Origin of the sequence: Nostoc sp. DedQUE04 (genome assembly GCF_034530995.1) — a bacterium.
Classification (GTDB): domain Bacteria; phylum Cyanobacteriota; class Cyanobacteriia; order Cyanobacteriales; family Nostocaceae; genus Nostoc.
In genome coordinates, this window is sequence record NZ_JAVRCA010000001.1 from 154686 (window position 1) to 171013 (window position 16328).

The 16328-nt window shown below is 41.0% G+C and carries 16 protein-coding genes; 8 read left to right on the forward strand and 8 right to left on the reverse strand.

Features of this window, described 5'->3' with window-relative positions; all coding sequences use genetic code 11:
• Positions 1-44: 44 nt before the first annotated feature.
• Together RM049_RS00675 and RM049_RS00680 are read left to right on the forward strand one after the other, a co-directional pair.
• Positions 45-1535 (forward strand): DUF3084 domain-containing protein, encoded by a 1491-nt coding sequence (locus tag RM049_RS00675; protein ID WP_322702817.1) that lies wholly within the window; start codon positions 45-47, stop codon positions 1533-1535.
• Positions 1536-1658: 123 nt separating this feature from the next.
• A complete protein-coding gene (locus RM049_RS00680) occupies positions 1659-2111 on the forward strand; it encodes a resolvase (protein WP_322671733.1) in 453 nt (150 codons plus the stop codon).
• Positions 2112-2232: 121 nt separating this feature from the next.
• Here the strand turns inward: RM049_RS00680 and RM049_RS00685 are convergent, their stop codons facing one another.
• A complete protein-coding gene (locus RM049_RS00685) occupies positions 2233-2496 on the reverse strand; it encodes a DUF3146 family protein (protein ID WP_069070640.1) in 264 nt (87 codons plus the stop codon).
• 121 nt (positions 2497-2617) lie between these two features.
• Here RM049_RS00685 and RM049_RS00690 point away from each other — a divergent pair, with 121 nt between their 5' ends.
• The 5 genes from RM049_RS00690 (at position 2618) to RM049_RS00710 (ending at position 6644) form a co-directional block, all read left to right on the forward strand.
• On the forward strand, positions 2618-2842 hold the full coding sequence (locus tag RM049_RS00690) for a hypothetical protein (protein ID WP_322702818.1): 225 nt from the start codon (positions 2618-2620) through the stop codon (positions 2840-2842).
• Positions 2843-3396: 554 nt separating this feature from the next.
• Positions 3397-3597 (forward strand): heavy-metal-associated domain-containing protein, encoded by a 201-nt coding sequence (locus RM049_RS00695; protein WP_104908368.1) that lies wholly within the window; start codon positions 3397-3399, stop codon positions 3595-3597.
• Between the two features lie 587 nt (positions 3598-4184).
• A complete protein-coding gene (locus tag RM049_RS00700) occupies positions 4185-5051 on the forward strand; it encodes an aldo/keto reductase (RefSeq protein ID WP_322700224.1) in 867 nt (288 codons plus the stop codon).
• 171 nt (positions 5052-5222) lie between these two features.
• Entirely contained in the window at positions 5223-5762 is a 540-nt protein-coding gene (locus RM049_RS00705; RefSeq protein ID WP_322702819.1) for a GNAT family protein, read from the forward strand.
• Between the two features lie 390 nt (positions 5763-6152).
• Positions 6153-6644 (forward strand): hypothetical protein, encoded by a 492-nt coding sequence (locus tag RM049_RS00710; RefSeq protein WP_322702820.1) that lies wholly within the window; start codon positions 6153-6155, stop codon positions 6642-6644.
• A 44-nt stretch (positions 6645-6688) separates the two neighbouring features.
• On the opposite strand, the gene RM049_RS00715 is transcribed toward RM049_RS00710, so the two are convergent.
• Together RM049_RS00715 and RM049_RS00720 are read right to left on the reverse strand one after the other, a co-directional pair.
• Positions 6689-7387: a Crp/Fnr family transcriptional regulator gene (locus RM049_RS00715; protein ID WP_322702821.1), complete on the reverse strand. Its 699-nt coding sequence runs from the start codon at positions 7385-7387 to the stop codon at positions 6689-6691.
• Between the two features lie 2 nt (positions 7388-7389).
• On the reverse strand, positions 7390-8793 hold the full coding sequence (locus RM049_RS00720; RefSeq protein ID WP_322702822.1) for an amidase: 1404 nt from the start codon (positions 8791-8793) through the stop codon (positions 7390-7392).
• A gap of 205 nt (positions 8794-8998) precedes the next feature.
• On the opposite strand from RM049_RS00720, the gene RM049_RS00725 reads away from it, so the two are divergent.
• The gene (locus RM049_RS00725) at positions 8999-10453 is read left to right on the forward strand and encodes a hypothetical protein (RefSeq protein WP_322702823.1); all 1455 of its coding nucleotides are present in this window, start codon (positions 8999-9001) and stop codon (positions 10451-10453) included.
• Between the two features lie 137 nt (positions 10454-10590).
• Here RM049_RS00725 and map read toward each other — a convergent pair whose 3' ends face one another.
• The 5 genes from map to RM049_RS00750 all read right to left on the reverse strand — a co-directional run bounded on the left by map (position 10591) and on the right by RM049_RS00750 (position 16286).
• On the reverse strand, positions 10591-11418 hold the full coding sequence (gene map, locus RM049_RS00730; protein ID WP_322671741.1) for a type I methionyl aminopeptidase: 828 nt from the start codon (positions 11416-11418) through the stop codon (positions 10591-10593).
• Positions 11419-11638: 220 nt separating this feature from the next.
• Positions 11639-12064, reverse strand: a complete 426-nt coding sequence (locus tag RM049_RS00735; RefSeq protein WP_322702900.1) for a plastocyanin/azurin family copper-binding protein — start codon at positions 12062-12064, stop codon at positions 11639-11641.
• A gap of 203 nt (positions 12065-12267) precedes the next feature.
• Positions 12268-15111 (reverse strand): pitrilysin family protein, encoded by a 2844-nt coding sequence (locus RM049_RS00740; protein WP_322702824.1) that lies wholly within the window; start codon positions 15109-15111, stop codon positions 12268-12270.
• 142 nt (positions 15112-15253) lie between these two features.
• Entirely contained in the window at positions 15254-15697 is a 444-nt protein-coding gene (locus tag RM049_RS00745; RefSeq protein WP_322702825.1) for a VOC family protein, read from the reverse strand.
• Positions 15698-15773: 76 nt separating this feature from the next.
• Complete coding sequence (locus RM049_RS00750) at positions 15774-16286, reverse strand: TIGR02652 family protein (RefSeq protein WP_322664825.1); 513 nt, start codon at positions 16284-16286, stop codon at positions 15774-15776.
• Positions 16287-16328 lie beyond the last annotated feature (42 nt).

The following is a 16328-nucleotide window of genomic DNA, read 5'->3' on the forward strand; positions in this document are numbered from 1 at the left end:
TTAAAAGTAGTAGGCTGTATCAGGAAGGATTTCGGTAGCTAAAGATGACCACCGGATACATCCTCATCGCAGCAATTTTGATTCTGGGAGGCGTAATTGCCACCGTGGGCGATCGCATCGGCACACGAGTTGGCAAAGCCCGCCTCTCACTTTTTAAGCTTCGTCCAAAAAATACCGCCGTACTAGTAACAATTTTTACTGGTGGTTTGATTTCAGCATCAACGTTAGGGATTTTATTCGCTGCTGACGAAGGTTTGCGAAAAGGAGTCTTTGAGTTAGAAGATATTCAAACAGACCTCAGACAGAAGCGGGAACAGCTAAAAACCGCAGAAACGCAGAAAAGTCAGGTAGAGGGTGAGCTAAATCAAGCAAGAATTGCCCAAGCAAAGGCACAACAAGACTTGCAGGCAATTAATCAATCTTTGCAGGCGGCGAATGCCAAACAGAGGGAAACGCAAGCCCAGCTGAACCGTACCATTAGTCAACAAGCCCAAACCCAAACTCAACTCCAACGCACTCAAGGCCAGCTAGGACAAGTTGTAACTCAGTACCAAAAAGCCATAGCTGAGTTGCAAAGCGTTTCCAATCAGAGAAAACAGCTACAGGCGGCAGTTGAACTCTTGAAAACAGAACGTCAAAGACTGTATGCAGAAGCGAAAAAAGCCATTGACGAAGCCAAAACAGCAATTGAAAAACGCGATCGCGAACTTGCTAACCGTCAAGAAGCCATAGAAGCGCGCGATCAAAAAATTGCTCAACTGGATCAACTGATTCAAAAGCGTAACGTAGAAGTTGCAGCACGAGAGCAAGTGATTGCCAAACGGGAATCGCGCCTCAAAGAATTGGAAGCACAACAGGAGGAACTAGAACAGGAAGTTGCCAGACTGGAAAAATATTATCAGTCCTACCGCGACCTGCGTTTGGGTAAGCTGGCTTTAGTTCGCGGTCAAGTTCTGTCCGCTGCTGTAATTCGTGTTACTCAACCTGCCGCTGCTCGTCAGGCAGTGGTACAACTTTTACAAGAAGCCAATCGCAACGCCAACCTCGAATTAAGCGAACCTGGTGCAAATTCGGCAAACTTAGAGCTGTTGCGCGTGACCCAGGATCGGGTCGATCAATTAAGCAAGCAAATTGGCGATGGTAAAGAATACGTCGTGCGAATTTTTTCTGCTGGTAATTACGTCAGGGGAGAAAAGCAGATCGAATTTTTTGCGGATACAGCCCAGAATCAACTGGTTTTTTCGGGAGGCACGGTGTTAGCCACGACTACTGCTGATTCCCAAACCATGACATCTTATCAGTTACAGCAGCGGCTAGAAATACTGATTTCTGCTTCCCAATTTCGTGCCCGTAATGCCGGAATTGTCGAAAATGTGCAAGTAGAGGGGACTTTTCTGCGCTTTGTCAGCCAATTAAGACAGTATAATCAACTTTTGGAGATCAAAGCGATCGCAGCAGAGGATACTTATACAGCCGGGCCATTGAGAGTAAAATTGGTGGCAATAGTTAACGGAAAAATTATTTTTAGTACTTAAAAAATTATTTGCACACTGTTATTAGTAAGATTTAAACATATTGAGCAGCAGTCAAAATAATTGCTGTAGCTGCATTTTTTATTTAGCAGATACTATGCGAACATTTTTAATTTTTAATTAATTATGAATTTCCGTGAATTTTCACCAACACAACCAGTCATCTTGGGGTTTGATCCAGGTCGAGATAAGTGTGGTTTAGGGGTGATGGGACTGGATCGGCAACTGTATTATCATCAAGTCGTGTTAGCAAAAGAGGCGATCGCTAGTATTGAGACACTGCGCCAAAGGTTTCCGATCTCTTTGATGGTCATGGGCGACCAAACTACAGCCAAACAGTGGAGACAGAGATTATATCAAGAATTGACAGAACCGTTGAGTATTATTTTAGTAGATGAGCGCTACACAACCTTAGAAGCACGCGATCGCTATTGGCAAATGTTCCCGCCCAAAGGGCTAATCAAGCTATTGCCACAGGGTCTACGACAGCCTCCAAGACCCATAGATGACATTGTTGCCATCCTTTTAATCGAAAGATACTTAAATCGCCTCACTGAATCAGCAACCAGCCAATTTTAGATTTTAGACTTCGGCTTACCTTAGCTCCGGTTCCATTGAGCGAAGTCGAGATGCTCGGCACACGCTCAGTCGAATACTTTTTTCTTCAATCCAGAATCCAAAATTGAATAACTCCAAACTTTTAAAGTTCCGCCCGAATCGTAAAAGCATAGTCTCCTCCAGGCTCTAGCTGGTAGTCTTGTTGCTCCAAGAATCGACCGAGAGGTTCTTTGATTAAGGCGCGACCTTGGGAAGGCTTGACGGCAAGTTCTCCTCGACGAAAATGCCACTGGAAATGCCACTCAAACTCACCCGCACTCACTTCACCCTCAAGGAAGCCGTGTTGCCAGGATTGGCGGGTAATTCTGACATGGGCAATGGTTTCTGGCAGACGTTTTGCACTCACAATGCTTTATGTCAAGTGTGGAATAACAGCCGATGATCTAGGCTACTTATTTTATTTACCAAACATATCTCAATTAGACAAACTGACAAAGTGGGTATTTGTAGTTAACTAGGTTGTGTTTATGAGTAAGATGACTTCAGCATCCTGGAGTTGCGCCACCGATAGTGTAAGCAAACTAGGCGTAGCCTCTCCTAGAGAAGCGTTAGCGAGTTTTACTTCGAGGGTCATAGTTCGTCATAGAGATTGGAAAATAAATCAAACGAGAAATGCTAATTTTTTCGTTGCTTCTAGCGATCGCATTTCAACTACTGGTACATTTCAGGAATCGTTCCCACTCGCAATGTGAAGCAGTCTCTAGCGTAAATACCCAAATTAAGCAGTGTCTAACACTCGTATCATAATTATGTCGCTGAAAGTTTTTGTTGGGAACCCACAATATATTTATGCCGCAAGATAGCTGTTTTTTGAATCTATATGTACTTCAAATGTTGGGCAAAAGTATCTGAAGCATACAATAAATTAAAAACTACAGATAAAAAGATTTTGTGAATTACGCATAGACTCTTATACGATTGGGTAGTCTTACTAAAATAACTATCTCTAACACCAATGCCTAAAAAAGTAGGGAGAATGTCTTGTGGAGTCCTCATCACAAACTAAAAAAGGCTTTTTAAAAGTTAGTGGTTTCTAAGTGGATTTTCATAAATAACTTTATATATTTTAGCATTTCATTTAGTTTGACTGCTTCAATAGTTTGTCAAAAACGATTTAGGTAGAACTATTAGTTATTACTATTTATGTGATGCTCAATTCCCTAACTCAAGTAAGATGTGCCCTCACTCTCAAAATAGATATTATATTTATTAAATGTAAATTTCAGTTTACGTAATGAGGTAAGTAATGGCAATTAAATTGAAAGTTCCCGATATTAAAGGTGATGAGTGCGCTAAGAAAATAACTAAATCTATTCTGACTATGGAATCTGATGCCAAAGTAGATGTGAACGTTGATACTAAAACCGTAACTGTAGATGCTGCGGCTTCTGAAGAATCAATTAAACAGATGGTTCAATCTGCTGGTTATACTATAGAGGGCTATTAATTAAATTTCTAAATTTCCTAATAAATTTAGAGGAAATAATTTAGCCAGCACAATTACTTAATGATATTTACGTCCGTTTGACGGGCGTAAATGTTAATATATTACTTTACTCGATCGCAACTATTCCTACTCTGATAGCATGGCAAACGGCTATAAATATTGGTAAGTATCAATAATAATTAATTTCACTAAGAGGATGTTTGAAAAGTCATGATTAATGTATTAAATATTTTTTACCCCACCCTAACCCTCCCCTTGTAAAGGGGAGGGAACTGGATTTTTGGTTTCCCCCAATGTATCGGGGGGATTAAGGGGGGTAATTTTAATCACAGCCAACCACTTTTCAAACAACCTCTAAGACCCAATCAAAGATGACTTTTAGAAAATGAAATTAAAAATTTCATGTCAATCATCTTTATTAAGTATAAGTTAGAGTAAATCGTCGTTTATCTGTCAAATAATGTGGTATGTCACACATAGCAGAAAGAAGAATTACATTCACTTATCCTCAAGTCTAAGTACTAGGGAGGATTTCTGATGAATAACTAACTGATAGATAATTGGGGCAGAAAGCTATAGCTAAAAGCATGGAAACCAAACAGCTAGGAAAAACTGGTATCTTTGTAAGTGCGATTGGTTTGGGTGGTATGCCGATGTCAATTGCTAATCGTCCTCCTGAATCGGAATCAATCCAAGTTATCCATCGGGCTTTGGATTTGGGTATTACATTTATTGACACAGCCGATTCTTACTGCAAAGATGAGTCAGATAAGCACCACAATGAGCAGCTAATTCACAAAGCACTTAGTAGTTACAAAGGCGATGTTAGCCAAGTGATTGTAGCAACTAAGGGCGGGTTGATGCGTCCCAATGGCAACTGGACAAGCAACGGCAACCCAGAACATTTGCGCCAAACAATTCGAGCCAGTTTTGAGGCTTTGGGCAGTGCTAAACCCATCGATGTTTGGCAATACCATTCTCCCGATCCTAATTACACCATTGAAGAATCTCTTACGCCAGTTAAAGAAGCAGTGGAGGCTGGTTTGATTCGGTTTGTAGGAGTTTCTAACTTTTCCGTTGAACAAATTAAGCGGGCGCGGGATATCGTCGATATTGTTTCGGTGCAAAATCAATACAGCCCTTGGCAGCGACAGCCAGAAAATGACGGCGTATTAGAATATTGCGAACAGCAGGGATTGACCTTTTTACCTTGGAGTCCCTTTGGTGGTAGGCGTCGCCATCAGGATTTGCAAGATATTTCTGCGATCGCTAAATTAGCTAAAGAAAAAGGCGTGTCGGTGTATAATATCGTTCTAGCGTGGTTGCGTTCCAAATCGCCCATTATTTTGCCTATTCCTGGTGCTAGCAAGGTTTCCAGCATTGAAGACTCAACGCGTGCTATCAACGTGAAATTATCTGACGAAGAAGTGCAAAAAATCGATCGGGCAACTTAATTATTCGGCGTTACTAATTCAATCTATGAATCTGCGTGTAAAGACGTTGCTATGTAAAGTTTTTACAAAAATTTTGAAATCATGCAAAAGCATTTTTCTACCTGAATTCAGTAACGCCAATCATTCCACTGGCTAATATAAATATGGTAGAAATTGCCTATAAAAAAAGACATGATATTAGAAACACACCGCTTGCTAATGCGTGATTTTGTAAAGACAGATTTGCAGGCGGTTTTTGCCTATCAATCCGATCCTTTGTATTTGCGTTATAACTACTGGACACAACGCACACAGAACGATGTTTGCGAGTTTATCCAGATATTTATCGATCAGCAAAAAGAGCAACCCCGAACTAAGTTTCAGTTAGCTATTGTCCTCAAAGAAGAAAATCGGCTGATTGGTAATTGTGGTATCCGTGTAAACCATCCAGAAATGCGGGAAGCAAATATCGGCTATGAACTAAATACTCAATATTGGGGACAAGGTTATGCAACAGAAGCAGCAGAGGCAATTTTAAAGTTTGGCTTTGAAGAATTGAGAATGCATCGTATCTGGTCTTGGTGTGTTGCAGAAAATGTTGCTTCTGTAAAGGTATTAGAAAAAATTCGTATGCGTCGTGAAGGTTATCTGCGGGAAAAAGAGTTAATCAAAGGCAGATGGTACGACAACTTTCTTTACGCGATCCTTGAGCATGAGTGGCAAGCAAACTAATATTGCTTCTATGAGCTACCTCAGAGACAATATCATAAATTACTGAGAAATTGAGGATAAGACAAGTTCAGAGGGTCGCACAGATGATCAACCCTATCCTCTATTTTCAAACAGCTATAGAACACGAAGCATTAGCAGCAGCGGGTAAAAAGTATCTGCATTCTCGTAGACGAATAGCTACAGAGAAATTATCTCAGCGGGCAAACTTTCAGCCTGGAAGATTATCAGCTTTTATTTACAGATCATAATCCGAAAATCTTATGAATTGGTGTTTTTGTTTTGATATCTACTAATCTGATGCTTGAAAAATTGAAGAAAACCTGACATTTTTGCTCACCCTCTCAGAGAAAGTCACAGCGAAAACTTAATTAATTTTGGAGTCTAAAAAAAATGCGATCGCTACTTTTAACTTTTGCTCAAAATTTGAACTTTTCTGAAACTCAGTTGGAAGAAATACTATCACAACTTTTAACTGAAGTTCTCAATTCACCTGGATTGCAACAAGAATTAAACAGCTTAGATACCAGTTTACTTAAGGAAACTTTACCCACAGCAGGAGGAGTTTTAGCTAAGGAATTACCACCTTTTTACAACTGGCTAAAAAATGAGTTGGGAGTCAAGCGGGTTCCTGATAGTCCCGATCACACAACAACATGGGTAATTGGTTTTCTCCATAATCAAGAAAGTCTAACTCATTTAGTTGAGTTGCACCGTCCAGTACCTCGTCCGGCTTTAGAAGCTTCTATTCCCCGCTTGATAGGTATGTTTGAAGATGTCGAAGACGCGCAAGTTCGGCAAGAATGGCAAAAAGCGATCGCAGCTCTATGTCTAGTTTTAGTTGTGGCTGCACGCGAACAAGATAGAGCAGCTGTAGCAGTCTGAATTGCTGTCTACCGCGTGTAGTGGCGCACAGATGTGCGCCCCGACTAATCTATATCTCCAGATGCGATCGCATCCAATTTCTTAACATCAAGGATCGTAATCGTCCCACCCCGACGATAAGCAATTACTGACTTGAGACTTTTAATTAATCGCACGCATTCTTCGTAAGTAATGCCGCTACTTCGAGCCATCCGATAATAAGATAATTTAACTTTTAAACACTCGCCTTGTGAAGTAGATTCAGTTCCCGATTCAGCAGCAAAATATTGAATTAATCTCGCAAGGCGAACAATCGCTCTTTCAGAAACTAATCCGTGGACTGTTTGATGTAATTGCTGAATCCGACTGTTAAAAACCATCAGCATTCGTAAGGCGATTTCAGGATTTTCGCCAATAGCTTTTAATAAAGCATCTCGCTCTACAGTGAGGATTTCACAATCAGATTCAGCAGTGACAGTTGCCGGAGAAATTCCATTTCCCAACAAAGCAGGAGCCGCAAAAATTTCTCCAGCAGCTAAGGCACGAAGAATTGTTTCTTTCCCCGTTGTTGCTGTTTTAGTAACTTGAATCGATCCATTGACAAGAGCGTAGAGTTTTGCTGGTAAACGATCGCCTTCATGGAGAATAATCTCTCCTTTGCGATAGCCTTGTACCTGAGTGTAAGCTTGTAAACCGATCTTCTCTGCCGTTTTTAAACCCGCAAACACGATAATTTGTGAAAGTTGTTCCAGGGACGCTTGCATGATTAGCCTGATATTGCCCAGGCTGGACGATGATGAATCCAAGGATTAGCCGCTTCTAATTGTGCTGCTAGGCTGATGATTGTGGCTTCAGCGGCAGGTTTACCAATTAGCTGCACACTGATGGGTAAACCTTGATTATCAAAGCCGACAGGAATTGCGATCGCAGGTTGTCCAGTTGCATTCGCAGGCGGACAAGGGGCAACCCACTCAATAATATTTTGGAATGTCTCTTCTGGACTGAGCGAAGCCCATTCCCCAACGCGGATAGGTGAATGTAGATAAACTGGCAATACCAGCACATCCACGGTATCGAAAAACGCCACAATTTGACGTGCTACTATCTGCATTTGAGAAACTGCTTGCAGGTATTCTCCAACGGAACCTGTACGTGCAAATAGCCAGCGATTTAATGGCTGCAAAGCTTCAGCAGGAAGTCCCGATGCGGCTACCCCAGCTTGCCAAACGATTTGAAATGGTTCAACTAAACTACTAAAATCTGGGGATTTTTGTTCAACGTGGTGGCCGAGTTGTTCTAACAACTGGACTGTTTGGCGAACACCTTGCTGACAGTTAACGTCAGCTTCTCCCAAAGGAGAAATGCTAGTGTCAAAGGCAATTCGCAAAGCACCGAGTTTTGTCTGAGTAGCGGCGAGAAATGATGGTTCGGGATCTGGCAACCAGTAAGGATCGCCTGTCATGTAACCAGATATGGCATCTAAAAGGGCAGCAGCATCAGCAACAGTGCGGGCGATCGGCCCGTTGACGGCAATTCCAGCGAGGCGTTCGCCTACGGGTGCTTTACTCACCCTGCCTCTGGATGGTTTAAGTCCCACTAAACCACAACAAGCCGCAGGCCCGCGAATTGAACCACCGCCATCAGAACCTTGAGCGATCGCACACAGTCCCGCCGCTACCGCCGCCGCCGCGCCACCACTGGAACCGCCAGGGGTGTATCCTAAATTCCACGGATTTCTCGCTGGGGGAAAACCCATAGGTTCGCTGTAGGGAAAAGAACCTAATTCGGAAGTGGCTGTTTTACCAAGAATAGTAAATCCAGCTTGCTTAATCCGCGTTACAACACCATCATCATAGTTAGGGATATTGTTCAGTAATGCCGGATTTCCATAAGTACAGGTAACACCTGCTACAGCATTGAGGTCTTTAATAGAAATCGGCACGCCAAAAAATGGCGGTAGTTCTGAGGTAGTTGTTAATAATTCTGTTTTGGCTTTGGCATCTGCGATCGCTAATTCTGCCGTCACTGTAAAATAACTTCCTAATTGAGGATTTAATTGCCCAATCCGTTCTAAATATATTTCTACCAACTCTAGCGGTGATATTTCCCGGCGACGAATTAATTGCGCCAACTCTAATGCTGGGGTAAATGCTAAATCAACTTCATTCATAGGTTAGTGAATGGGTAATTTTGTCTTTCTCTGGGATTTTTAAACTGAAATTGTTACTTTAGCAGGATTTCCGGGAACTATAAATTTTATAGCTCCTAAGATTTGTGACTTGTTTAGGATGCTCAGATGCAATAAACGTGGTTGTATTACTCAAGCTATTTTAATTGTTCTGCATAAACTTTCGACAAATCCCCAAGGGGTATTTATGGCTAACCTAGAAATACTTGTTAGTAAATTGCCAACACTAATTCAAAATTTAAAACTGACTATTGGTGATTCTAATCAAATTATGGAACAAATTATCTTAATCAATAATGCTCAGGAACAGCTACGGAGTATTAAAAAAATAATCGCTCAGGAATTGAGATTCGAGCGCACTAAGAATTCTGCGATCGCTACACTTCCTCCATTGAGCGCAGCAGCTACTTTATTTATACCTAATTTGGGATTAGTCGATCCAGCGATCGCAGAAAAGTTTGGGAACTCAGAAACTAAAATTTCATTAACTGATTTACAATCAAAAATTGATGATTGGATTGAATGGGGTTATTTTTTACAAGCGATAGCTGCTGATATTCTTAGCGACATTCAATTAGTAAATCAACTAAATTCTGATATTCTTAATTTAAGTATATCTAATGAATTTCAAACCTTTAATGACAGCTTAAAAATTGACTTAGCCTTGGCGAAATCTAATATTTTAAAACATCAAATTGAAAAAATTGGCGATTCTCAAACACAACTCTTACAGTTACAGCAAAAATTAAATTATATTTTTGATACTATTAAAAATAGTCGTAGCTTATTAAATATTTTATTAGGTGTCTCAGCTTTTTATGGTAAATCTGGTTTCGCTTTAGAGTGGTTAGACGATGACCACGAATTAATTATATCGAGTGAGGGAAAATTTCAAGAATTGACAGATATTCTCAATGATTGTGATTCTTTCCAAGAACAAATTGCTGCTTTAATTATTAGGGGTAATACTTTAACTCAACAGGGAGAACAAGCCCTGAAAAACATTGAACAGGAAAGTAGTAGAGAAGCAACCAGTAGCCAGGAAGTAGGAATATTAACAAAGTTTTCAACACCAAAAATAATACGTTCAGCTTTGATTATCACTTCAAGTTTATTAATCTTAACTTTTGCTGGTTTGAAAATTAGAGAACAAAGTCTAAGTTTAACTCAAGAAGGAAGTGCGATCGTTAACTTTAAATCTGCTCAAAAACTTGGTATGGAGGCTGCTTCTCTGGTTCAAAAGCCACCGCATCCTTTAAAAGTCTGGCAACAAGCAGAAACTAAATGGTATCAAGCAATAATTTTATTAGATAACATTCCTGCTAAAACATCAGTTTATGACCGGGCAAAGAAGAAATTAGCTTACTATCAAATTAACTATGAATCTATTAGTCAAAGAGTACTAATTGAAAATAAAGCTGTAGGAAACTTAGAATTAGCCCACAAGTTAGCAACAGAAGCTAATTTAGTTGTTAAAAATTCACCTCATTCACGACTAAGTCGGCAGCAAGCACAAAATAAATGGCGGCAAGCAATTAATTTGTTAGAAGCTATTCCAGAAAGTACGTCTGTCTTTGTGCAAGCTAAAGAGATGCTTTCTATTTACAAAACTAATTATGCAGGGACTAATCAGCAGTCCTAAATCATTTATGAAAAATTAGATAGGATTGCTATAGCAGTTATTGAATATTTTACAAATTGGGTTAAACAAATAAAGAGATAAATCGCCCTCTTTTGACGCTTTACCTCTCTCAACAACAGATAATTACAACTAAACAATTACAGCTTAGAACGGTCAGTTAAAATCTCATAACCAGTCTCCGTTACCAAAACTGTATGCTCAAATTGAGCCGACAAAGAATTATCCATAGTGACTGCTGTCCAACGGTCAGATAATGTTCGTGTGTGTCTGGAACCCGCGTTTAAAATTGGCTCAATTGCCAGCGTCATCCCCGCCCGGAGTTTAACATTTGGCATCTCACGAGTACGATAGTTGAATACTGAAGGTTCTTCATGCAGGTTACGACCGACACCGTGTCCAGTAAACTCTTCAACTATACTAAAGCCGTTAGATTTCACATGATCTTCAATTGCTCCAGCTAAGTCAAGTAGGTATACACCAGCCTTTACTTGTTCAATGCCTTTATATAAAGCTTCTTCTGCTACGCGAATTAATTTAGCAGCTTCTTGCGTCACTTCACCGACAGCAATTGAAATGCAAGAATCACCATGAAAGCCTTGGTAATAAGCACCCGTATCTACTTTTAATACATCCCCGACGCGAATCACTTTTTTGGGGCTAGGAATGCCATGTACTGCTTCATTATTAATACTGGAACAGATAGAACCCGGAAAACCGTGATATCCTTTAAAACTCGGTGTTGCACCCATTTCGCGGATGCGTTTTTCTGCATAAGCATCCAAATCAGCTGTTGTCATTCCTGGCTTTACTAGCTCGGAAATTTCTTTGAGGACAGTTGCGACAATTGCCGATGATTGCCGCATGATTTCTATTTCACGCGGCGATTTAATTTCAATTCCTCGGCGCTGTTTTTTCGCAGGTGCAGGCTGAGTCGCTTGAGAAAGTAAGTTACTGAAAATGTTCATGGGAAATTAATAATTACTGGTGGCTGTGACGCTGAAGTATGAATGCTTTCTCTAGATTAATTGAGAAATAATATCTATAATTTAACACTATGGGAGTTAGTACAGTTTAGTCTAAAATTGTGGTGAATTGAGGTTTCAAATTTAAACGCAAAGGGGCGCAAAGTTAAGCGCAAAGGTACGCAGAGAATTTCATGAAATGTTGTATTTATCTCAATTATTTTTAATTTTTGATGGCAATTTCTCCAATCATACCCGCTTCTGTATGTCCTGGTATTGTACAACGTAAGCCATAAGTACCAGATTTCAAGGGCACAAATACCCATTCGGCTTCAGCACCGGGCTTAAGTTCCAGTTCGTGAATGGCTCCTTTGATTTCTACTTTGCCTGCTTCAACTTTTTGTGTCCAGATGCCATCGGCAAAATCTTTAGCGGTAAAATAGTGCTTCAGTTGGCTGGGATTATTAAGCCGTAGTTGATAACGTTTACCAACCTCAAATTCCAAATGATTTGGCTCAAATTTGAGGTCGTTAGCCGCATTACCCAAGCTAACTGTAATTTCTGTGGCTGGTTGCTTGAGCAAATCAAAAGACTTATTCGCCGCCATTGCTGGAGTAGCAGCGATGAAATTTAGAGCTAGGAGTAACATTAAGATCGCGTAGTTACACCGTAATATTTGTACCCAAGTAGGAAGTGTGAAACTAAGGGATTTAATTACAAATTCGTAAAAATAGTTATAAATTTTCATCACTAATTCTCAAAAGGCAATGCTGATGAGCAATAACAATTAATAGGTAGCGGGGAAAACCACTTTACCTATTCTTTATATTATCCATGCCCAGTGCCTTATCTCTACCTAATACTTTTCTCTACTAACACAGATGGCCCAGCAGTAACGACTACGATTTGATCTGGGTGGAGTAACTCACGAGCCGCTTGATTAACTTGAGTAAGGGTAACTTTCTGGATTTTATCAGCGAAGGAGTGCAATTCTACTTTATTTAGTCCATACACCTCATTCATCAGTATTCTATCTGTTAATTCCTCTGGGTTTGCTAGGGAAACGTTGTAGTTGCTGATAAGGGTGTGTTTAGCTGTTTCAACTTCCAGTGCCGTGACACCTTGTTGATGGATTTGTTGTAGTATTTGACGGGTACTAGCGATCGCTTTACTGCTATCTTCAGGACTAGTCTGCATCTCAATCAAAAATGTCCCTACATTCTTCCCGGCTTGGAAGGAGCTATAAATCCCATAGCTCAAACCTTGGCGATCGCGCACTTCTGCACCTAGTCTACTAGATAAGGTATCGCCTCCCAATATCTGGTTTAATACTAAGGCTGAATGAAATCGAGGATCGTAACGGTTAATGCCTGTGTAACCCATATAAGTTACAGCTTGGGCTTTATCTGGTAAAACTGGGTTGACACTGACAATTTTCTGTGGCATTGCCACCGGAGGATATTTTAATGTGGGTGCTTGGCCGCTAACTTCCCAGTCTCCCAACTTATTTTTAATCAGCGATCGGACTTTGTCTAGATCGAAATCTCCCACCAGCGCTAGCACTGTTGTATCTGGGCGATAATGTTTAGCTTTGAAATCAATCACATCCTGGCGCTGAATCTGCTGTAAACTCTCCTCTGTCGGGAAGGTATGTAAGGGGTGTTTTTTCGGATAAATTGACTGAACAAATACTCTTCTGGCTACTTCTGATGGCTCATCTAATTCCTGTTGCAAATCAGTTAAAGTTTGTTGGCGATGCAGTTCTAACTCTTTGCTGGGAAAGGTACTATTTTTCACAACATCTGCTAATATCTCTAGGAGTATTGGCAAATCATCTGCTAAACTATCACCTTCGATATGCACGCCTTCGCGGTAGGTTTGAAAGTCTAGACTTGCGCCTCGTTCTCCTAAGACTTTAGCAATAGTTAAAACATCTTTGCTCTTAGTACCATTTAGCAAATTATCTGCCACAAAAGCAGCCAATCCAGCTTTATTCTCTGGATCGAATTCCGTCCCAGCTTGAATATAACCGCTCAAGGTAACGGTGGGAGTACTCCGATCTGGTAACAGTAATAACCGCAATCCATTAGTCAATTTAAATTCCTGGGGTAAGACTTGGGCAATCGCATCTGTAGCCAAATCCACAGGCGGTAAGTACTTTATCACCTCAGAAAAAAGCACAGGTGCGCCAGGAGAGAAATTTTCTGTAGTTTGGGCTGAGTCTGGTTTTTCACCAACTTCTGTTATCCGCTTTTGAGTTGGTTCAAAAAAGCCTACTGTCCGCGCTTCTTTTGTCAGGTATTTGTTAATCACAGCAACGACATCCGTCGGCTTCACCAAACGAACAGCTGCCAAATAGCGGTCTGTGTAGCTATAATCACCAACAGTTGTCTCATCAGTGCCCAATCGCATTGCTTGAGAGGTGATATCACGATTACTCAAAATTACATCTGCTGCTAATTGAGTTTTGGCTCGTTCTACTTCCTCAGATGTCACACCTTTTTCTGCTACATTGGCGATCGCACTACTCAACATTGAGTCAATTTTTTTCAAATCTTGTTTAGCTCCAGCCGTTACCAACAACTCATACCAGCCAGATTCTCGCAAACTGGTAACGGATGCTGTAAGTTCACTAGCTAAACCTGATTCCACCAATGCCTGATAAAGTCTAGAATTCCGTCCCTCTGTCAAGATGTAATCCATCACATCCAGCGCCGGGACATCCGGTTGATTTGCATCCGGTAACGGATACACAGCTTGTAACAGCCGCCCTGCTCCCGGTTCTCGCAATACTATTGGGGATGAGGGAGAAATAATTTCTGCCTTCTGTCTCCTGCCTTCTGCCTCCTGCCTCCTGCCCCCTGCCTCTTGCCTGGGTAATTTACCAAACACTTCTTTAATTGTTTCGAGAGTATTTGCTGTTTGAAAATCTCCCACAATCACTAAGACAGCATTATCAGGACTGTAAAAATTGCGGTAATATTTTTCTACCTGCTCGACTTCAAATTTCTCGACATCAGCTTTGGTGCCACCTACAGGCAACCCATAAGCATGATTAGGAAACGCCGCTTGCATAACGGCGCGGTTGAGGCGATATTCTGGACTATTTTCGTAACCCTGTAACTCGGAAATTACTACCCGCTTTTCACTGGCTAATTGCTCCGGCTCAATCTGGGAATTTCGCATTCTGTCTGCTTCCAGCACCAAGAGCGCTTTCAGCTTGTTTCGTTCCACAGTACCGTAATATGCAGTTTGGTCATAGCTGGTGAAAGCATTAGAATCACTACCTAAAGCACTAAACAAACGTCCAAATTGAATTGGACGGTTTTTTGTACCTTTAAACATCATGTGTTCTAGCTGGTGGGCAATGCCATTCACGCCTGGTTCTTCGTTACGCGAGCCAACCTTGTACCACACTTGCACCGTCACCACTGGCGCAGTATGCACTTCCTTTGTCAGGACAGTTAGACCATTCTCTAGTACTGTCTTGCGGACATTTTCTGTCAGTGTTGAGGGCATTATTCTTTTTGCTAGCAAGGTTGACTGATATTTTTCTTTGTTAGTAAATATAACTGGATGTTGGCTATGAGCAGGTCGATCGCTCAACAAAAAAACAGCTACTAGCCATAAACTTAAAAGTAATATCGGCAAGGGATATTTATAAAATTTAGAATAAAATTTGGAAAATCCATACATGTATTTAGCAGATTTATTTGTAAATTAAGTTACATAGTTATTTTGAAGAATGACTACACTCTAATCTGACGAAAAAATCTGTGACTTCAGTAACAATACAGAAAAACAATATATTAGCAACAAAGCTAATAAAAAAGCTGAATTACGAGAGTTTTGCTAAAATCCGAATGAATTCCAGAGGTAAGCCATCAGTATCGGCGATGAAAGCCACTTCGTAAATGCGATCGCCTATTTGCTGTTGTGTCGGTTCTAAAAGTACCTTCAACGGTTCTAATCCTTCGGTTTGACTCTCAACAGCTTGCAATGCACGTTCTTGTAAACTTGTCAACCAGCTAGGTAAATCTGGTGTAATCTCAGTTAAATCGAACGAAAGATGATAATACCCTACATAATGTTCGTCAGCAAAGGCGTCTGGGGCTGGCTTTGGTTCGGGAATTTGGATCAGTTCAATTCTGCCGCCCAATCCTTCCATCCAGCAAGCTAAGGTGTAGCCTGTGGTAAAGCGTTCTGAGATTGTAAACCCTAAAAGTTCGTAGAAAGCGATCGCTCGATGAATATTCGCAGTCCGAATAGAAGCGTGGTGCATAACAAAAGTTAGGAGTTGTAAGTTATGAGTTCTAAATTGAATTTAACTCTTAACTCCTCACTCCTAACTCCTAACTTTACTCAAACAACCTGAAATAAGGGTAGCGTACAGGGACACCAGGCTCTTTTTCCAAGTCAAAATTAATCACTTCCCAACAGGCATCATCTGAGCTATCGGGGCTAAACTCCACGGGTAAACCGTACAAACGTGCCGCAGTAGCTTCTGGTTGTCCAGAACGCCAAGGCGTGCTGCGTTCTAAGTAGCCACTCATTAATTCCTGATAGCGTCGAGCAATAATCACTCGTGTTGCTCGAAAACCTTGGGTATAGAGCTTGTCTAATGCTTCGTGAATTTCAAAGCGAATACCATCAGGATGAGTATGTTGTCTATACCATTCATTATTCCATCTCCGCCAATGACGCCCCGATTGCAAATGGATTAACTCTCCATTTTTAGGATTAGCTTCAAACGCGCCATGACGCGGACACAGATAGGTATCTGTGAGTGTCAACGCCGGAATAGTCTGGCGACAATGGGGACACTGTATTTCCGGCCCAAACATCGGGTACTGCAAACCTGGATTCATCATGAAGTGCGTACAAACATAGTTTTGTCTTCACCAGCACTAGTG